At 59.9% G+C, this 18,785-nt stretch carries 14 protein-coding genes and 2 pseudogenes; 7 read left to right on the top strand and 9 right to left on the bottom strand.

Features of this window, described 5'->3' with window-relative positions; all coding sequences use genetic code 11:
- Positions 1–12 precede the first annotated feature (12 nt).
- Complete coding sequence (locus ACA079_RS09030) at positions 13–381, bottom strand: DUF6124 family protein (protein ID WP_497703268.1); 369 nt, start codon at positions 379–381, stop codon at positions 13–15.
- Positions 382–881: 500 nt separating this feature from the next.
- Here ACA079_RS09030 and ACA079_RS09025 point away from each other — a divergent pair, with 500 nt between their 5' ends.
- The 3 genes from ACA079_RS09025 to ACA079_RS09015 all read left to right on the top strand — a co-directional run bounded on the left by ACA079_RS09025 (position 882) and on the right by ACA079_RS09015 (position 7,328).
- A complete protein-coding gene (locus tag ACA079_RS09025) occupies positions 882–1,505 on the top strand; it encodes a response regulator (RefSeq protein WP_497703267.1) in 624 nt (207 codons plus the stop codon).
- A 3-nt stretch (positions 1,506–1,508) separates the two neighbouring features.
- Complete coding sequence (locus tag ACA079_RS09020) at positions 1,509–5,081, top strand: ATP-binding protein (protein ID WP_497703266.1); 3,573 nt, start codon at positions 1,509–1,511, stop codon at positions 5,079–5,081.
- A gap of 96 nt (positions 5,082–5,177) precedes the next feature.
- Positions 5,178–7,328, top strand: a complete 2,151-nt coding sequence (locus ACA079_RS09015; RefSeq protein ID WP_497703265.1) for an autotransporter outer membrane beta-barrel domain-containing protein — start codon at positions 5,178–5,180, stop codon at positions 7,326–7,328.
- A 117-nt stretch (positions 7,329–7,445) separates the two neighbouring features.
- Here the strand turns inward: ACA079_RS09015 and ACA079_RS09010 are convergent, their stop codons facing one another.
- Entirely contained in the window at positions 7,446–8,009 is a 564-nt protein-coding gene (locus ACA079_RS09010; RefSeq protein ID WP_497703264.1) for a DUF4174 domain-containing protein, read from the bottom strand.
- 179 nt (positions 8,010–8,188) lie between these two features.
- Between ACA079_RS09010 and ACA079_RS09005 the strand changes: the two genes are divergently transcribed.
- Positions 8,189–8,557 carry a VOC family protein gene (locus ACA079_RS09005; protein ID WP_497703263.1) on the top strand — a complete coding sequence of 123 codons (369 nt, stop codon included), beginning with the start codon at positions 8,189–8,191 and terminating at the stop codon, positions 8,555–8,557.
- A gap of 20 nt (positions 8,558–8,577) precedes the next feature.
- Here the strand turns inward: ACA079_RS09005 and ACA079_RS09000 are convergent.
- The 5 genes and pseudogenes from ACA079_RS09000 to ACA079_RS08980 all read right to left on the bottom strand — a co-directional run.
- Positions 8,578–9,231: pseudogene (locus ACA079_RS09000) on the bottom strand (sensor histidine kinase); the annotation flags it as partial.
- 75 nt (positions 9,232–9,306) lie between these two features.
- Positions 9,307–10,788: pseudogene (locus ACA079_RS08995) on the bottom strand (GAF domain-containing protein); the annotation flags it as partial.
- Positions 10,785–11,384 (bottom strand): biliverdin-producing heme oxygenase, encoded by a 600-nt coding sequence (locus ACA079_RS08990; protein ID WP_497703262.1) that lies wholly within the window; start codon positions 11,382–11,384, stop codon positions 10,785–10,787. The gene ACA079_RS08990 and the pseudogene ACA079_RS08995, both read right to left, overlap by 4 nt.
- Before the next feature lie 183 nt (positions 11,385–11,567).
- The gene (locus tag ACA079_RS08985) at positions 11,568–12,353 is read right to left on the bottom strand and encodes a sulfite exporter TauE/SafE family protein (protein ID WP_046047606.1); all 786 of its coding nucleotides are present in this window, start codon (positions 12,351–12,353) and stop codon (positions 11,568–11,570) included.
- 227 nt (positions 12,354–12,580) lie between these two features.
- Positions 12,581–13,330, bottom strand: a complete 750-nt coding sequence (locus ACA079_RS08980) for a hypothetical protein (protein WP_497703261.1) — start codon at positions 13,328–13,330, stop codon at positions 12,581–12,583.
- A 222-nt stretch (positions 13,331–13,552) separates the two neighbouring features.
- Between ACA079_RS08980 and ACA079_RS08975 the strand changes: the two genes are divergently transcribed.
- Complete coding sequence (locus ACA079_RS08975; RefSeq protein ID WP_497703260.1) at positions 13,553–14,374, top strand: aldo/keto reductase; 822 nt, start codon at positions 13,553–13,555, stop codon at positions 14,372–14,374.
- 29 nt (positions 14,375–14,403) lie between these two features.
- Positions 14,404–14,874: a DUF1810 domain-containing protein gene (locus tag ACA079_RS08970; RefSeq protein WP_497703259.1), complete on the top strand. Its 471-nt coding sequence runs from the start codon at positions 14,404–14,406 to the stop codon at positions 14,872–14,874.
- Here the strand turns inward: ACA079_RS08970 and ACA079_RS08965 are convergent.
- A complete protein-coding gene (locus tag ACA079_RS08965; RefSeq protein WP_497703258.1) occupies positions 14,839–17,199 on the bottom strand; it encodes a DNA polymerase II in 2,361 nt (786 codons plus the stop codon). The genes ACA079_RS08970 and ACA079_RS08965 overlap by 36 nt on opposite strands.
- A 366-nt stretch (positions 17,200–17,565) precedes the next feature.
- Here ACA079_RS08965 and ACA079_RS08960 point away from each other — a divergent pair, with 366 nt between their 5' ends.
- A complete protein-coding gene (locus ACA079_RS08960; protein WP_123366129.1) occupies positions 17,566–18,006 on the top strand; it encodes a CBS domain-containing protein in 441 nt (146 codons plus the stop codon).
- A 1-nt stretch (position 18,007) separates the two neighbouring features.
- Here the strand turns inward: ACA079_RS08960 and ACA079_RS08955 are convergent, their stop codons facing one another.
- On the bottom strand, positions 18,008–18,631 hold the full coding sequence (locus ACA079_RS08955; protein WP_497703257.1) for a glutathione S-transferase family protein: 624 nt from the start codon (positions 18,629–18,631) through the stop codon (positions 18,008–18,010).
- Between the last annotated feature and the right edge of the window lie 154 nt (positions 18,632–18,785).

Raw genomic sequence — 18,785 nt, 5'->3', positions numbered from 1 at the left:
TACTGCGTCAGCTCAATGCCGAGTCGGCGGCTGAGCGTCAGGTGCATCGCTTCTCGGATCAAGATTTTCCCGTGCCTGATTCACCAACAACTCGGTGACCGCCGCCAATTGCTGAATCGACAGCAGCACCTTGCGGTTCGAGCCTTCCAGTTTCCCGGCAAAATTCGCAATCAGGACATTCAGGGAGGCAAGGTTTTCGCAGGCCTGATTCAGCAGGGTTAGTGTGTCGACACCAGGAGCAACAGTGAAAATCTGCTGGGTCGTGGCGGTACGCCTGGGGCTTCGGGTGACTGCGACTTTTGCGGTTTCACACAGCTTCGCGGGATCGGGATGATCGGCGTCGGTTAGGGTTTGCGGTTGATGCTTGCTGAACTTTTTCACAGACGAGGCTCCTTTTTGTGCCATTGGTTTTTTCGTCCCTGGATCCCTCAGTGTCGCGGATTCCCACGTCCGACCGCGATTTTGCGGTGGCTGACGAAGGCTAGCGGTGCTCTCTGACAGAAACCAGTTCATCAAGACCGACAGGACTTGCAGGAAACTTCCGAGACCAATAGAAGCCAATACATCTCACCCCGGAACACCCGGTTTTTTGTAGCAGCTGCCGAGCCTGCGAGGCTGCGTTCGGCTGCGAAGCAGTCGTAAAACCTGCAACCGCGTTCTTTCAAGAAAACCGCATTGGCCGGATTGCGACTGCTGCGCAGCCGAACGCAGCCTCGCAGGCTCGACAGCTGCTACGGAAATCGGATTGTCGATTTCAACGTGGCATAGCCACCCAAACCCGGTACGATCGCGCCCTTTTTAACCTACCCCGCCACGCATCAGCCCCTCCAAACCGCTTTTGGCTCAGGGACTATGCTGAATCAGGGCATGAGGGCTGATCGATGAGAGTGCTGTTGGTCGATGATCACGCGGTGGTGCGCATGGCGATCGGGATGATTCTGGCCCGTGAAGGCCATGAGGTCGTCGGCGAGTGCGACAACGGCGTGGACGCCCTCAGCAAGGCGTTCGAGCTCAAGCCCGACGCCATCGTGCTCGATCTGGACATTCCGCAGCTCGATGGCATGGCCGTCATCGACCGGTTGCGCATCGGTGGCAGTCCGGCTCGGGTGCTGGTGCACACGGGGCTGAAAAGCCAGGCCTATGCGGCGCAATGCCTGCGCGCCGGTGCGTCGGCCTTTCTGTCGAAAATCGATGATCCGGTGGAAATCGTCACCGCCCTCAAAGCCGTCGCCAACGGCAAGACCTGGTTTCCCGTCAGCACGTTCGACTCGGTGCGTAAAAGCGATTTCGCCCAGAACGATGCGCAGTTGTTGAGCGCCATCACCCGGCGTGAACTCAAGGTGCTGCACGGTCTGGCGCTGGGCAAAAGCAACAAGCAAATCGCCGACGACATGCTGCTGAGCAACAAAACCGTCAGCACCTACAAAACCCGCCTGATGCAAAAGCTCAATGCGTCCACGCTGCTGGAACTGATCGAGTTCGCCAAGCGTAATGACCTGGTCTGAATCATGACTGCGATCTGTCGAGTTCTGTTGTGCGTGCTGATGCTTCTCTCTTTCCACGTCTGCGCCGAACCGCTTTCGCTGCTCAGTCGTGCGGCTAACAGCAGTGTGGCGCTGACGCTCACTACCGCGCAGCGCCAATGGTTGGCGCACAAGGTTGTGCTGCGTGTCGGCGTGTACTTGCCCGACCGGCCACCGCTGGACATGACCGCCAATCAACAGGATTACGAAGGCCTTTCCGCCGATTACCTTGATGTGCTGGCGCGGGGTTTGGGCGTGCGCCTACAGATCAACGGCTACGCCAGCCAGGAACAGGCCCTGGCCGCGTTGCAACAGGGTGAAGTCGATCTGGTTCCGCGTATCAATCACCTGGAACCGAAGCATGCCGATCTACTGCTGAGTGCGCCGTATGCCTACGATCAGGCGGTGTTGATCAGCAAATTCGGTACTCATTGGCCCAACGATCAACCGCCGGCCGGCACCACGGTGCTGTTCGATCCCGACTGGATAGCGCAGGAGCGTGTGGCGGCACTGTTTCCCCGGATGCAGGTGGAGTCCGTGCATTCCACCCAACAAGGCCTTGGCCTGGTCGCCTATGGCGAAGGCATGGTGCTGCTGACCGATGCGATTTCCGCGCAGTACTTGGTGGAACGCAGTTATCAGCAGAGCCTGAAACAGACGATTCAGCGTGATTCCGAGGGGCAGGGATTCAGCTTCGCGGTGCAACGCCAGGACAGTCAGTTGCGGACCCTGCTCAACAGCGCCTTGTCGAACATTTCGCCTCAGGAGCGCAGCGTGATTGCCCGACGCTGGGGCATCGGAGCCAATCCGAAACTGGGTTACAGCCGCCTGCAACTGACCGCGGCCGAGCAGCAATGGATCAAGGATCATCCCCGCATCGACGTACTGGCCAGCGACCTGTACTCGCCCTTCAGTTTTTTCAACGCCGACGATCAGATGCGCGGCATGGCGGCCGATTTGCTGGAACTGATCAACGACCGCACCGGCCTGGTGTTCCAGCCGAGCAGAATCACCTCCATCGACGCCTTGGTCAGCCGTGCGCAACGTGACCCGGTCAGCCTCATCGGCGCGCTGACTTACAGCGAGCGCCGCGAAACCAGCCTGGTGTTCTCCCGTCCCTATGTGGTCAACCCCTTTGTGCTGATCACCCGAACCCAGACCGAACATACGGGCCTCACGGGTCTGAAGGGCCTGCGCGTGGCGATTATCAAGGGCTCCACCGCCGCCAACTGGCTGGAGCGTGAGTGGCCGGACATTCAACAGGTGGAAGTCGACGCGCCGATCGAGACCTATGAATTGCTCGCTGAGGGGCGGGTCGACGGTGTCATCCAGCCGCAAATGGGCGCCGCTTACCTGATTGACCGCTTTTTCCGCGGCCGCCTGCAAATCGATTCGGTGATCGGCTCCCAACCTGCGCTGATCGGCTTCGCCACCGGGCACCAGAACGCAGAACTGATCTCGATCCTCAACAAGGCCCTGCTCGACATCCCGCCCGACGAGTTCAGCGACCTGGCCAATCGCTGGCAAAACCCGCAGGAGAGCGAGGGCGGCTGGAACGCCTACAAAAGCTGGTTCTACAAAGCGGTGCTGGGGTTGTTGGGGCTGGTGCTGGCGATTCTGGCCTGGAACCTGGGCTTACGCCGGCAGATCGCCGAACGCCAAAAAGCGCAAAAAGCCTTGAACGACCAACTGGTGTTCATGAAGGTGTTGGTGGATGGCACGCCGCACCCGATTTATGTGCGTGATCGCCAGGGCCTGCTGCTGACGTGCAATCGTGCGTATCTGCAAGTGATGGAAATCGAACTTGATCAGGTGCAGGGCAAAGGCTTGATCGAGGCGAACATCCTCGTCCCCGAAGACGCCTACCGCTACAAGCGAATTCATCAGGCAACCCTTGCCAGCGGCGAGCCGTCCTTCGACAACTTCGCCATGACCGTCAACGGCAAGACTTATCACATTTACCACTGGGCCCTGCCCTATCGCGATTCCGACGGCACCATGACCGGCGTCATCGGCGGCTGGATCGATCTCACCGAACAACAGCATTTGCAGCACGCACTGCATCAGGCCAAGAATCTGGCCGAAGCAGCCAATCGCGGCAAAAGCCATTTCCTGGCGGTGATGAGCCATGAAATCCGCACGCCCATGAGTGCCTTGATCGGTGTGCTGGAGTTAATGCATGACAAACGTCCCGACGCGGAACTGATCGACATCGCCCAGAAGTCGGCCAGCGGCATGATGGAGCTGATCGGCGAGATTCTTGACCTGTCGAAAATCGAGTCCGGCCAGTTCGAATTGCGTACCGGTACCTGCCATCCCGAGCAGTTGGCCAACACCGTGATCCAGAGTTTCGCCAGCCTCGCCCGGCAGAAAAACGTGGCGCTGGCATTCGTGCCGCACGGGACCGACTGCGCAGTGGAAATGGATTCCCTGCGGTTCCGGCAGATTGTCTCGAACCTGATCAGCAACGCGATCAAGTTCACCCCCAAGGGCACCGTCACCGTTGAGCTGACGCTTGAGCCTGATGACGATCTCGCCCACCTGCGCCTGGAGGTATTGGACACTGGCATCGGCATGGACGAGCAGCAACGCCAGCGGCTATTTCAGCCGTACACACAGTTCGATTCCAGCGATACCGAGTTGCAGTCAGGCAGCGGTCTGGGCCTGGCGATCTGTCAGCAATTGACGCAATTGATGGGCGGGCAACTGACCTGCGTCAGCGAGCCGGGACGAGGCTCGTGTTTCACCCTGGAGCTGGACGTTGCAACGGTTCCGGGCGACGAAGCGCTGCCCTCGGTCGATGCCGGGCACCTTGCGCCGCTGCCTGCGCGCAACATCCTGATCGTCGAGGATCACGAGTTCAATCGCGTGGTATTGCAGCGGCAACTCGAGGCCTTGGGCATGCACGTGACCTGCGCCGACAATGGCCTGGAGGGCTTGCGCTGGTGGGCTCAGGAAGACTTCGACTACGTGATCACCGACTGCAACATGCCGCAGATGAATGGTGATCAGATGACCCGTCAGTTAAGAACGCTGGAAGCCAGCGAAGGTCGCCAACCCACCCATGTGGTCGGATTGACGGCCAACGCCCTGCCCCAGGAAATCCAGCGTTGCCTGGACGCCGGCATGAACGATTGCCTGTTCAAACCCGTCACCCGAACCACACTGGAGCGCTATCTTCGCCAGGTCGAACAGACGCAACTGGCCGCCGCACCGTGCTTCGACCTGTCCAGAATCAGCGACATCACGGCCGGCGACGCGGCGATGACCCGACAATTGCTGGCCACCGTGCTGCGCACCAATCAGGAAGACTTCGACGCCATGCAAGCGCTGTACGCGGCGGGCGATTTCACGGCCATGGGCAGCCGTTGCCACAAGATCCTCGGCAGTGCGCGGATCATCCACGCGGCGCCCTTGATCAGCGCTTGCGAGCAACTTGAACAGGGTTGCGAAAATGCCGTTCCGGGAAACGAATTGAGCCTGTTGCATGAGGCCTTCGTCCTGCAAATGAAGCGTCTCCAGGACAGCATTCGAGCCAGTATCAATACCTGCGTGTAGGACATTTCCCACAAAAAGTTAGGAAACACCCGCGTTACCCATCCCCCTCGCCTACGGAGAATCCGCGCCTCAATTCCCTGCAGTCGGCGGATGATCATGTTTACGTTTGGTGTGCGGTTTTCTCGTGTTTCGGTGTCCGGTGCTTTGTTGATGCTCGGTTGCGTACCGGCTCCCGTGTTCGCCGCCAGCTGCGATCCACTCACCTGCCTGACCACTTCGCAGGCCAATGTCGTGGTCAACGATGGCAGCACGTTCTCCGTCGGCACCGGGGGCATCCTGAGCGACAGCACCGTCAGCTTCGGACTCATACAGATCCTGGATGCGGGGGATGTAGCCGGCATCACGGTCGACGGCAATGGATGGCTGCATCTATATGACGCCGGATCGGCATTCGGCTCCGTCGTCGAAGCCGGCAACATGGTCGTCACCGGTTCAGCCACGGCACTTCGCACCACCGTCAATGGCGGTGAGCTGGACGTGGCGGAAAATGCCGTGGTCAGCGACACCCAACTCAACGGTGGCGCCATGTGGGTGTATGGCGATGCCACCGCCAAGAACACTCGCGTCAACAACAGCCGCATGACTGTCTATCAAAACGGCAACGCCGACCGCACGACGGTCAATGACGGTGGCGAGCTGTCGGTCAACGATGACGCTTCGGTGATCAACACCGTGGTCAATCAGGGTGGGCAGATGGAAAGCGTGGCGGGCACTCATGTGCACTTCACCACCGTCAATCAGGGTGGTGTGATGGTGCTGGGTGACCGCGCCGATGCCAGCGACACGACGATCAATTCGGGCGGTTTCCTGCATCTCAAGGGTGATGCGATTCTGGGCGGTGCGAGCCGTGTCGACGGCCAGGTCGCGTTTGCCGATCCGGCCGTCAACGGTTTTCATACTCTGACGATCAAAGGGCCACTGACTGGCGACGGCAGGTTCCTGATGAACACGGATCTGGCTGCACTGCAGGGTGATCTGCTCAGGGTGCAAGGTCCGGTCAGCGACAGCCACACCCTGGTGGTTGCCGACTCGGGCAACTCGCCCAGTGGTGCGCAGCAGAAATTGATGCTGGTGAATGGCAACGGTGGTAGCGGCGACTTCAAGCTCTACGGTGAAACTGTGGATGCCGGGGCTTATCGTTATCAATTGCAGCAGCAAGGCAATGACTGGTACCTGGCCAATCTGGCGACTCAGGATCCGCAGAACCCCGACACGGTGGTCGATCCTGTCGAGCCTATCGCACCTGTCGAACCTGCCGAGCCTGTCGAGCCAGACCTGCCCGACACGTCAGACAAAACACCCGCCCCGCCGCCGCACGTTCCGCAGGCGCAAACCCTGAGCAAGGGCGCCAACGCGGCGGTGGCCAGTCACGCCGCCAGCGCAGCGTTGATCAGCGCCCAGATGAGCGCGACGGCCCAGCACTTTGGCGAACTGCGCTCGGGCAAGGATCAGGGCGGCCTCTGGACTCGCGGCTACGGCACCGATCAACGCCTGGACACCGGTGCCAGCCGCGCCTTCGACCAGCAAGTCAACGGCATGGAAATCGGCGCCGACAAAGCCCTGCCTTTCGCCGACGGAACGCTTTACGTGGGTGGTTTGCTCGGCAAGGGTCAGGGGCGGCAACAATTCGGTGAGGCTAGCAAAGGCACGATCGACAGCCGCACGCTCGGCGGTTATGCCAGCTACCTGGACCGCAGCGGCCTGTACATCGATGGCGCACTGAAATACAGCCGTCTGGATAACGAAATCGACATCACCAGCAACCTCGGGGACAAGGTCAAGGCGCGCTACAAGAACCACGCGGTCAGTGCGGATGTGCAAATGGGCAAGAACATCGATCTGGGCCGGGGCTGGTTTGTCGAACCTCAGGTGGGGCTGCAAATGGCGCACATCAGTGGGGGGCGCTACACGGCCAGCAATGGCTTGAACGTCAAGCAGGATGCGATGAACTCGGTTCAAAGCCGCGTCGGCGGGATGTTCGGACGCCATCTGGAGCTGGGCAACGGCATCGCTGTGAAACCCTATGCCAAAGCGACGTGGATCACCGAACATGCCGGCGACAGCCATGTGAAGGTCAACGGGGCAAAATTGGACAGCCGCCTGCCGGGTTCACGGGGCGAGATCGGTGGTGGGGTGATGGTGACGGCGGCTGATAAGCACAACCTGTTCGTTGAGGGCGGTTACACCAAGGGCAGTGATATCGAACAGCCTTGGGCGGTGACGGTGGGTTATCGCTACAACTGGTAACGACGCAAAACCTGTGGGAGCGAGCTTGCTCGCGATGGGGTCATAACAGTCGACATCTGCGTTGCCTGTTACGCCGCCATCGCGAGCAAGCTCGCTCCCACAGGGGTTAATGGTGACTCAATCATCCGGCATTTCAGGCGGCTTGGCAGGCTTCGCCGGTTTGCCCGGTTTTGCGCCTTTGGCACCCTTGGCGGCAGGTTCCGCTACAACGGGCGTCGCGACCGTCGGCGCTGCAGCTTCTTTCTCCGTCGCTGGCAAGGCGTCGATGGTATCGAAGATTTTCTTCAAATTGACCGATTTTGATTCATCCCCCGAACTCTCGAACTTCTTCTCGCCGTCCTTGCCCACCAGGATGACTTTGGGTAACGCCCCCGCGCCGAGTTTCAGCGAGCGGATCAGTGCCATGGTGTCCTGCTGGCCGAGATCCTTGCCGTCGAGCTGACCGAACATGTTCAGCACGGTGTACACCCTGAGATTGCGTTGGGCGACACCCTCCTTGTTGGCTGGATCGTCCAGCGACTTTTTCAGGCCCACCCAGACTGGGTCAACCGTGCTGGGAGCAATCACAATCAGTGGCCGGGCCCTGCCCTTGTCAATATCCAGAGGTGAGCCATCATCGGCAGCGAACAAGGGGCCGGCGAAAGCCAGCAGGGTAGTCAGGGTCAATGACCTGATGAGCATGCGCATCTCCTTTTGATATCCACGCTCTAATGATTGCGCATCGCGGCGTTCGTTCCGGGTGACTCACGCAATTATGTCTCGCCTTGCCCCAAGCTTAGGTCAGCGCGGTCATTGCGCAACAGGCTGAGCTAATCTCATAGCTCAATAACAACGCCCTGATCCGCCGTGAGGACCACTGCATGAGCGCTCAGTTGAATCACACCATCGTCTGGTGTCGCAACAAGCAGACATCAGCCAACTATCTGGCAGACATCCTCGGTCTGCCCTGCCCCGAACCCTTCGGCCCGATGCTGATCGTCAAGTTCGACAACGGTGTGTCGCTGGACTTCTACGACAATGACCCGCCGATTGCTTCCCAGCACTACGCGTTTTTGATCGGTGACGACGATTTCGATGCGGCCTTCGCCCGCCTGCAAGCCCGAAAGCAACCCTGGTGGGCCGACCCCGGCAAACAACGACCAAACGAGATCAACGATTACGGCGGTGGCCGGCGAGTTTACTTCGATGACCCGGACGGGCATCTGCTGGAGATTCTGACCCGGGCCTAAGCCGCGCCCGCCACCAACGCCGGAATGGAAAAGGTGAACACGCTGCCAATCCCCGGTTCACTCTCTGCCCAAAGCTCTCCGCCATGGGCCTGCACGATGCTGCGGCAGATGTACAAACCCAGTCCACTGCCGTTGGGATTTCCGTCACGAACCGACCAGTAGCGCTCGAAGATGTGCGGCAAATGCACGGCGTGGATACCGCCGCCATTGTCGCGCACCGAGATCAGCACCTTGCCGTCTACCTGGCGGGCGCTGAGGTCGATACGTCCGCCCGAGGGGGTGAATTTAATCGCGTTGCCCAACAGGTTCGACAGCACCTGGAACAACCGCTGGGGATCGGCGTCGATGCTCAAACCTTCAGAACTGCTGCAGTTGAGCTCGATGTTTTTGTGGGACGTGAGGGTCACCAGCAACCCACAGGCCTCTTGAAGCAGGTTCACCACATCCAGCGGCTTGCACGCGAGCGGGTACTTGCCTGCATCGAGTTTCGACTTGTCCAGCAAATCGACAATCAGGGTGTTCATCCTTTCCGTGGCGTCCTCCATGCTGCCCAGGGCTGCGCTCAGGCGCTCGGTATGCTTGCTTTCGTCCTTGGCGACCAGGCGCTGCATCATGCCGCACTGCATGATGATTATGGTCATGGGATTGCGCAGGTCATGGGACACCACTGCCACCAACTCATCACGCTTGCGCACCGCTTCATGCTCGCGGAGCACCTGACGGGCGAGGTCGTTTTCGATGGCACTGCGGCGCAGTTCTCTGACCGCATAAGCATCCGCGGTGCTCCATTCACGCGCCCTGCCCTCCACTTGCTGTTCCCACAGCGCAAAGGATGTACGCGGTTGCAGACGGTTGTCGGTCCCGGCACTGAAATGCTCATCGGGATTGCCGCTCCACTTCATGCTGGAGCGCAGTTGCGGGCGGAACCACAGGACGCCGTTGTCCACCGGTTTGGGCAGTACGAAAGCCAGCAGACCGCTGGCCACGTCACTGTAGAGCGCGCTGGCACCGTGCAGGCCTTGCAGGTGGTCGGTCAACAGCGGCTCGCCGCTTTCCAGGCATTGCTCGCGCACCCACAGGTAAAGGGCGCGCACCTGCTCGACCGTCGGACACTCACCGAACAGCTGCAAGCGATCTTCGATCAATACGGCGACGCCACTGGCCTCAGTCAAGTCCTGCAATTGCGCCGGGTGGTTGAGCAGCCCCTCCAGCACGTCGCTGTCAGCCAGGCGCATCGCGGCGGTCAGTTCATTGATCAGCCGGGATTTCTGTTCACGCTGACGCTGTTCATCCCGGGTTTGCAGGGCCGTGATCTGCACGCTGAGCAACTGGGCGATTGCGGCACACATGGTGCGCACCGAGTGACTGACCAGCAACGGTTCAGGATGGGCACACGTAATCAGCCCCCAAAGCTGATCGTTCTCCAGCAGCGACAGGCTCATGGAGGCCCGCACGCCCATGTTTTCCAGGTACTGGCAATGCACTGGCGAAACGCTGCGCAGGACCGAAAACCCCAGATCCAGAGGCTGCCCGGTGTCAGGGCGTAACACCGGAAGAATCGGCACCGGCACATAACGTGCATCCGGGATCACCCGGATCCAGTTCAGGCGATACAGCTCACGCGCCTGCGCCGGAATGTCCGAGGCGGGGAAACATTGCCCGAGGTAACCGGGCAGAACACCGCCCAGCGCCTCGCTGATGACTTGCCCATGCCCCGCCGGCCGGAAACGATAAATCATCACCCGGTCGAAGCCGGTCAGGCGGCGGATTTCATCGACACTGACGGTGTACAAGTCCTCCAGCGTACTGGCTGCCTGCATCCGTCGCAGGGCGCGAAGCAGGATGCCGGTATTGTCCGGTGCAGCGTCATGCAACGGCTCCAGCTCAAGAATAATCACACCGTCACGCCGGTTGAGCGATCCGTTGAACCGCTGCGCCCCTATCTCCAGCAACAACGGATTGGTGTCCTCCAGGTCATTCAACAACAGCGCTTGGCGAACCTGCTCAGTCGCCCTGGCACCCGACAGCATCGTCAACGGTTGCTGCAATAAAGCCGCCGCCGTCTGACCGAGCAACGCAGCACAATTACGGCTGATCTGCTGGATGATCAACTCCGGCTCGCTCAGGGTCAGTAGAACGCCATGGGGCTGGATCGACCCCGGAATCCGGATCGCTTCGCTGGCGCATTCGGCGAGCGCGGCGTCGAGTTGCTCATCATTGAGGCGGTTCATACCAATACCTCGCAATGCTCGAGCCAGTTTTCGAATGATTCGAAGGTTGCCTGGGCCGCGACCACCGACTCCGCTCGTTCAACGGGATCACACACCTCATACAGGCACGCCAGGAAACCGCGCCACATCAGCAAGGTCGACGTGCCATACACCGCAAAAAACCGGCCGCCCGTGTGTTCATCGACACCGAGGCGCGAGTACAGGCCGTTGCGCAGTGATTGCCCGCCCAGCGTCGCGCCTTCAAGGACGTACAACACGCCCAGCACATTGGCAATCGAGCGGGGCTGAAGGGCAAACGGGCAGAGGGGGATGGCATCGATGGCGGCAGCGTCCAGACCCAAGGCATACAGATCGGCTTCAAGCGACGGGGTTTTGCTACGTATCAACCAGTCCAGACCGGGAATGGTCATCGCCACCGGGAACAGCAGGTTTTCCAGCGGCCGATAAAAACCGTAGTAGGCCTCGATCAGGCGGGTGTAGAGCAATAAATCGGCGGTGAAAAACGGAATGCGTTTTTCCAGCAATTGATGCTGCCAGGTCGTGGCGGTGCGCAGCTCACTGAGAATCAGCGGCAGGCTTTTGGGCGGGGCGGTCACGACAGTGTGTCGTGGCAATACCCGGCTTCGTGGCTTTGATATTCGGCGATTGGCGTGGACACGTGCCACCTCTTGTCGATCACGGGGAAATGCCGACAGGTCATTCACGGGTGAATGAAAGCTGGCTTTTCACCGTAGCACCTATGCGGTGCAGGAGGTGGTTTGTTTCTGGGACGGGCGGAATCAGAACGCCAGTTTGTACCCGATCAGCACCAGCATCGTGGCCAGGCAAGGTCGCAGCACTTCATCGGAGATGCGGCCCGTCAGGTGGCTGCCCAGGTAAATCCCCGGCAGCGAACCGATCAGCAAATAGCCCAGCACGTGCCAATCCATGTTGCCCATGCTCGCATGGCCAAGGCCGGCAACCAGGGTCAGCGGTACGGCGTGCGCGATTTCCGTGCCCACCAGGCGGCGGGTAGGCAGCAGCGGATAGAGAATGAACAATGCGACAGTGCCCAGGGCGCCAGCGCCGATGGACGTCAGGGCAACCATGGTGCCGAGGACCAGGCCGGTGATCACGGTCAACGCATTCAAGCGGTTGCCGCTGGGGTTGTAATGACCGCCCGCGCGTTTGTGGGCGAAATCGAGCAGGCGCTTCTTGAAGAAAATCGCCAGCGCCGTGGCAAACAGGACAAACCCCAAGGCCTGTTTGATGACCGCGTTCATCGCCTCGGGCGATGTTTGCAAGGTGCTCAGGAACCACAACGTCAGCGCCACTGCCGGCACACTGCCAAGGGTCAGCCAACCGGTAATGGCCCAGTCGATGTTCTTGTTCTTTCGATGAACCAGCACGCCACTGGACTTGGTAATCGCCGCGTACAGCAAATCCGTCCCCACTGCGGTGGCCGGATTGACGCCGAACCACAACAGAATCGGGGTCATCAAAGAACCGCCACCTACCCCAGTCATCCCGACAATAAAGCCGACCACCAGACCTGCCACGACTAAACCGAAATTACCGAATTCCATTAACACGCCCACAAAAAACGCATGAAAAATCTGGCCCGCAGCATAGCGATTTTTCTTATAACCACTTATATCGATGCGATCTATCTTTATGCCTTAAGCACTTGAATTACCCCTGTGGGAGCGAGCTTGCTCGCGATGACGGACTCACAGCCAACATCATTGCTGAATGTTAAACCGCTATCGCGAGCAAGCTCGCTCCCACAGGGGATCTGCTGAGTTGGCCAAACTCACTGCACGGGCAGGAAGTTGAGGAACAGCAAACTCTGTGCGTAATTCAGACCGATCCGACGGTAGCGCTCGTCCAGCATCTGCGTCAGCAGATCCAGCCGCGCGACGATCTTGCCGAACTCCACCGCAAAACTCAGGTTGCTGCCCTCCTCCGAAATTTCGTTGGAGAACAGTAAAGGCTCGCCGTTCTTGCTTTGCCGCTGGCTGAGTATCCAGGTGGCTTTCTCGATATTGCGGGCAGCGTTGCTGACGAACGTCGGGTTGATCGCATCCGTCATGTAGAACTCGAGTCGATTGCCGTGGGCGGTGACGAGCATGCTGCCGATGGCATAGATGAAGGCACCGACCCGGTCGCCGAGAAACTCCGGGCTCATGGCATAACTCAGCGCTGCCAGGTCTTTTTTGCCACCCAGGGTCGGCAGCGGTTGTTGCTGTTCGATGGCCATGCGCACTTGCTTGCCAGCGGTGCGGGCGTCGAGAAAGCCGGATTTTTTTAGCTCGTCCGGGTTACGCAGGTAGAGCTTGCTCATCAGCAGGTAGAGGCTGTCGAGGTTGTCACGCATCGTCAGGGTCGCCATGCGGTCGACGCTGGTCTGGAGGAATTCCTGGGGTTTGCCTTCGCGGAACTGGCTGACGATGTCGCTGCCCTGCTGCTGACTGCACCCGGAGGTCGCGAGCATCGACAAGCAGGCCAACAGTAAGCAACAGCGGCGGATTGGTGGGGTGGTGCGGGGTAAAACTCGAGCCATGGGTTCTTGAACTTGGGCATGGGCCGGCGGTGGGGATTCGCCGCAGGCTGGCCAAGGATAGAGCCGTGAATCCTTAAAAAGTGCAGTGCCGACGGTCAGTAAGGGGCGCGGACCGACTCATACGCAGCCTCGCAGGCTCGACAGCGGCTACACGTCGACGGAACCACCGGGCTATTCTGCTGCCCATTGAAGTAACGATCGAAATTCAGAAAGGAGGTTTGAATGCGGACCCTCGAACTGGCCGGCGTCAATGTACCGGTCATCGGCCAAGGCACCTGGCGCATGGGCGAAGATCCTTCCCGACGCACCCAGGAAGTGGCGGCATTGCGCCAGGGCATCGAATTGGGCATGACCCTCATCGACACCGCTGAAATGTACGGCGAGGGCGGCGCTGAGGAAGTGGTCGGTGAAGCCATCGCCGGCAGGCGTGACGACGTCTTTCTCGTCAGCAAGGTTTACCCGCACAACGCCAGCCGCAAAGGCATCCCCCAGGCGTGCGAACGCAGTCTGCGGCGGCTGGATACCGATTACATCGATCTTTACCTGCTGCACTGGCGCGGCCAGTACCCCCTCGAAGAAACGGTCGAAGCCTTCGAACGCTTGCGTGAAGAAGGCAAGATTGGTCGCTGGGGCGTCTCCAATTTTGATGTCGACGACCTGGAGGAACTGGCTTCACCGACCTGTGCCACCAATCAGGTGCTCTACAACCTGGAAGAACGCGGCATCGAGTTTGACCTGTTGCCCTGGAGCCGCCAGCATCAAATGCCAGTCATGGCCTACTGTCCGATCGGTCAGGGTGGGCCTATGCTGAACCATACAACGCTCAAACAAATAGCCGCCCGTCACCGTGTGACGCCGGCCCAGGTAGCACTGGCATGGATGCTGCGTAAGGAAGGCGTGATCGCCATCCCCAAAGCGGTCCGGCCCGAGCACGTACAACTCAACGCGCAAGCCGCGCAATTGCAATTGGAGACTGGGGATCTGGAGGCGCTGGACCAGGCGTTTCGCGCGCCACAACGCAAACAGCGGTTGGCCATGGTCTGAGCCATCGCAGTCTGTCAGAGGGCTTCGGCATGAGAAGCACTGATCAGGACGATTCCTTTAATCTGCAACGCTTTATCCAGGCACAGGACCCGGTGTTCAAACGGGTCCAGGCCGAGCTGAACGCCGGCCACAAGCGCAGTCACTGGATGTGGTTCATCTTTCCGCAATTCGCAGGGTTGGGCGGCAGCGAGATGTCCCGCCACTTTGCCATTCGTTCCAAAGAGGAAGCTGCGGCGTACCTCAATCATCCGCTGCTGGGCTCACGGTTGCGCACCTGCACGCAAATGGTGCTGAACATCGAAAAAAGCTCGATTGCCGGCATATTCGGCCATCCCGACGATCTCAAGTTTCACTCTTCCATGACGCTGTTCGCCCAGGTTGCCGGCGCTAACAGCGACTTTCATCGAGCACTTGACCAGTATTTCCACGGCATCCTGGATGACTGGACGTTGTTGCTGCTGGACTCAAAACAGGCCCAACTGCCCACCAATCAAGGTTGAAAAGTCGTCGTCCACGAAGGGCAGAATGGCGTCCGCCACCGGTTGCAGTTGCCGGGTGACGTAGTGGTCGTAGTCGATGGGCGCGCTGCGGATTTCCAGCGGCTCGGGCCCGGCGACGGTGATCACGTAACTGATCCAGCCACCGTTCTGGTATTGCCGCGGACGGCCCTGCTGGTCGTTGTAATCATCGGCCATTCGCGCGGCCCGCACGTGGGGTGGCACGTTGCGCTGATAGTCATCGAGGGTGCGGCGCAGGCGCTTGCGGTAGATCAGGCGATCGTCGAACTCCCCCGCCAACGTCTTGCGCACGTAGTCGCGCACATAATCCTGATAGGGTTTGCGATTGAAGATGCGCAAGTACAACTCCTGCTGGAATTGCCGGGCCAGCGGCGACCAGTCGGTGCGTACGGTTTCCAGGCCTTTGTAGACCATTTCGTCAGTGCCATCGGCGCGGGTCACAAGACCTGCATAGCGCTTCTTGCTGCCCTCCTCGGCGCCGCGAATGGTCGGCATCAGAAAGCGCTTGTAGTGAGTTTCGAACTGCAACTCCAACGCACTTTCCAGACCGTATTCCTGCTGCACATGCTCGCGCCACCATTGGTTGACGTGATCCACCAGCGCGCGGCCGATCTGTGCTGCTTCCTGTTGACCGTGGGCACGGCGCAGCCAGACGAAGGTCGAGTCGGTGTCGCCGTAAATCACCGTGTGGCCCTGGGCTTCGATCAGCTGTCGCGTACGCAGCATGATCTCGTGACCGCGCAGGGTGATGGACGACGCCAGGCGTGTATCGAAGAAGCGGCAACCGCTGGAACCGAGCACGCCGTAAAAGGCGTTCATGATGATTTTCAGGGCCTGGGACAAAGGCGCGTTGTGTTCGCGCTTGGCGGTTTCGCGACCCTCGGCGACCCGGGCGACGATGGCGGGCAAGCAATGCCGGGTTCTGGAAAAACGCGCGCCGCGAAAGCCTGGCACCGACTCGCTGTCATCGGGATGTTTAAGCCCCTCGATCAAGCCCACCGGGTCGATCAGGAAGGTTCGGATGATCGACGGATAGAGGCTTTTGTAGTCGAGCACCAGCACCGACTCGTACAGGCCCGGTTGCGAGTCCATGACAAACCCGCCGGGGCTGGCCTGTGCAGGCTTGTTCCCAAGGTTCGGCGCGACGAAACCCTGGCGATGCATCAGCGGCATGTAAAGGTGCGTGAACGCCGCCACCGAGCCACCGCTGCGGTCTGCCGGCAACCCGGTGACGCTGGCCCGTTCCAGCAGGAAGGTCAGCAGCTCGGTCTTGGCGAAAATCCGCGTCACCAGCTCGCAGTCCTTGAGGTTGTACTTGGCCAGGGCTGGTTTGTCCTCGGCGAACATGCGGTTGATTTCGTCCATGCGCTGGTACGGATTGTCGATCGACTTGCCCTCGCCAAGCAGGGTTTGCGCGACGTTTTCCAGGCTGAAAGAAGGAAAACTCCAGGTCGCCGAGCGCAGGGATTCGATGCCGTCGATGATCAGCCGGCCAGCGGCCGAGGCGAAGTAATGGTTGCGGCTACCGTGTTCGCGCCACTGCATTTCCTCGCCGCCACGCCCCAGTTTCAGCGGCACCGCCAGGCGCCGGGCGTGTTCGTGGAGCACGCGCAGGTCGAACTGTACGACGTTCCAGCCGATGATCGCGTCGGGGTCATGGCGGGCGAACCACACGTTGAGTTTTTTCAGCAGGTGGGTTCGGGATTCGCAGTATTCGAGCTGGAAATCCACCTCGCGGTCGTCGCCATTGGGCGGGCCGAGCATGTAGACCTGGCGCTCGCCGCAGCCTTCCAGAGCAATGGAATACAACTCGCCCTGAGCGGTGGTTTCGATGTCCAGTGAGACCAGCCTGAGGCTCGGGCGATAGTCGGGGTCGGGTTTCATCTGCGCATCGAGCAGCAGGCCCTCGGCGTTCGGCGTGCCACTGAAGCGGACTGGTGCGGTGATGAAACGCTCCATCATGTAGCGTTCCGGCGGGCGCACGTCGGCTTCGAACATGTCGACGCCGGCCTTGCGCAGCGCGGTTTCCAGACGCATAAGCTGACCGTGCTGCTGGCAATACAGACCGAGCACCGGGCGGTGCTCGAAATCCAGCAACGCCAGCGGCCGCAGCTCGACGTTCTTTTCGCCGCGCAGCAGCGCTTCGGCCTGCTCGCGCTGGGCTGCGGGGATGAACGCCACCGACATTTGATGAGGCAGGCGGATCCGCTGGGGACCGGTGTCGGTCGCCAGCCAGAACTCGACTTCCGTACCGGCCGGGGTATCGCGCCAATGCCGGGTCAGGACGAAGCCCCGCTGTAAATCCACCACTGCAACCTCACATTTGATTCAGGTCGCAATTCTACGCGTCATCGAAGGCGATAGCCCGTCTGGCTCCAACGTCTCGAACAGACCTAGAACCTGTGGGAGCGAGCTTGCTCGCGATAGCGGTGTAACAGGCAATAGAGATGTCGAATGCTATGGCCTCATCGTCGGAACGCCGCCCGGAGCAAGCTCGCTCCCACAGGGTTTGATGGAGCCCATGGATCAATGAATAACTGCGAAAAATTTCAGGCTGACCGAAGAAAAACCGCTGAATGGCGTTTTTTGCGTGTTATCTGCCGCTTTCTCTCTTGCCCTCAGCGCCTGTGTCTACGATTCTTCAAGAACAACGACAACACCTGAGAAACTGCCATGAAAACCGTCGCCCAACTGCTGAAGTTAAAGGCTGAACAGAATCATGAAGTCCACACCATTGCACCGCATCAAATGGTGCTGGAAGCGTTGATGGTCATGGCCGCCAAAAACGTCGGCGCCTTGCCGGTCCTGAAGAATGGCGAGGTCGTCGGCATCATCAGCGAGCGTGACTATGCGCGCAAACTCGTACTCAAGGGCCGCTCCTCCGTTGGTACACCGGTCGAAGACATCATGGTGTCGCCGGTGATCACCGTGGACACCCATCAAACCGTCGAAACCTGCATGGGCATCATGTCCGACAAACGCCTGCGCCACTTGCCGGTGGTGGAAAACGGCCAGTTAATCGGCTTGCTGTCGATCGGCGACCTGGTCAAGGAGGCCATCGCCGAACAGGCTGAGTTGATTCGCCAGTTGGAGCAGTACATCCGCGGTGAATAGATCAATCCGGCCAATGCCGCGCGAAGACCGGTGCCAATGTCGGGTGCCGGTCGATGCGCATAAGCCACGCGAAAAACCCAGGCCTTGCACTGCGTAAATGTTCCCGACTGCCCGCCCATCTGGAAACCACCGCCGCCAGCACATCCAGGGCTCCCGGCGTCTCGTCGCCCAGATACAAATCGCCCGAAAACTGATCGGCAAACACCTCCCAATTCCTGTGCAGTCGCGCGCGGGCGCCGATCATGAGGTTTTGCCTGGACGATTCATCCGCCTCGGCCAACCAGCGCTCGGGGTAGTCGATGACGCCAATGGCCGAATAGCAATTGCTGACGATGTACACCAGGCCTCGAATGGCCTGATCCCGCGCCGCGGTGTTTTTCGGCAACAGGTTTGATTTGGGGAACGTGAGCCCCAGGTGAATCAGAATCGCCGCGCTCTCGGTGAGAACGCTGCCATCGGGCAATTGCAGTGTCGGGATCTGCTTGAGCGGATTGAGTTTCTCCAGCGCGTGGGTCGCCTCGGGAGAGGTTTCAACGTCGATGAAGCGGTAAGGAATTTCGCAAAGTTCCAGCGCCGCTTCTATCGCGGCAGCGCCGGAGTTCTGGTGTCCGTATAGCTGGTACATATCGCGCGCTCCTGGCGAAACGAAAATAGAGTCAGCAAACGATTGGGCACGAGGCACGTTCCCTGCCATTGGGCCGGGCGATACAGGTAAGATACGCCTCCCGGGCCGCACTCATGACTACCCGTCGCGGTTCAAGCCCTACTGCACACTTCAA

It is taken from the genome of Pseudomonas sp. LBUM1645 (assembly GCF_059716185.1).
Note: the sequence above shows the minus strand (reverse complement) of the source record. Positions and strands in the feature narration are given on the sequence as shown.

What these genes read in the sequence shown, in the direction of transcription:
- ACA079_RS09025 (WP_497703267.1), top strand. Translation starts at nt 882, where the DNA reads ATGAGAGTGCTGTTGGTCGATGATCACGCGGTGGTGCGCATGGCGATC.
- ACA079_RS09020 (WP_497703266.1), top strand. Translation starts at nt 1,509, where the DNA reads ATGACTGCGATCTGTCGAGTTCTGTTGTGCGTGCTGATGCTTCTCTCT.
- ACA079_RS09015 (WP_497703265.1), top strand. Translation starts at nt 5,178, where the DNA reads ATGTTTACGTTTGGTGTGCGGTTTTCTCGTGTTTCGGTGTCCGGTGCT.
- ACA079_RS09010 (WP_497703264.1), bottom strand. Translation starts at nt 8,009, where the DNA reads ATGCTCATCAGGTCATTGACCCTGACTACCCTGCTGGCTTTCGCCGGC.
- ACA079_RS09005 (WP_497703263.1), top strand. Translation starts at nt 8,189, where the DNA reads ATGAGCGCTCAGTTGAATCACACCATCGTCTGGTGTCGCAACAAGCAG.
- ACA079_RS08985 (WP_046047606.1), bottom strand. Translation starts at nt 12,353, where the DNA reads ATGGAATTCGGTAATTTCGGTTTAGTCGTGGCAGGTCTGGTGGTCGGC.
- ACA079_RS08980 (WP_497703261.1), bottom strand. Translation starts at nt 13,330, where the DNA reads ATGGCTCGAGTTTTACCCCGCACCACCCCACCAATCCGCCGCTGTTGC.
- ACA079_RS08975 (WP_497703260.1), top strand. Translation starts at nt 13,553, where the DNA reads ATGCGGACCCTCGAACTGGCCGGCGTCAATGTACCGGTCATCGGCCAA.
- ACA079_RS08970 (WP_497703259.1), top strand. Translation starts at nt 14,404, where the DNA reads ATGAGAAGCACTGATCAGGACGATTCCTTTAATCTGCAACGCTTTATC.
- ACA079_RS08960 (WP_123366129.1), top strand. Translation starts at nt 17,566, where the DNA reads ATGAAAACCGTCGCCCAACTGCTGAAGTTAAAGGCTGAACAGAATCAT.
- ACA079_RS08955 (WP_497703257.1), bottom strand. Translation starts at nt 18,631, where the DNA reads ATGTACCAGCTATACGGACACCAGAACTCCGGCGCTGCCGCGATAGAA.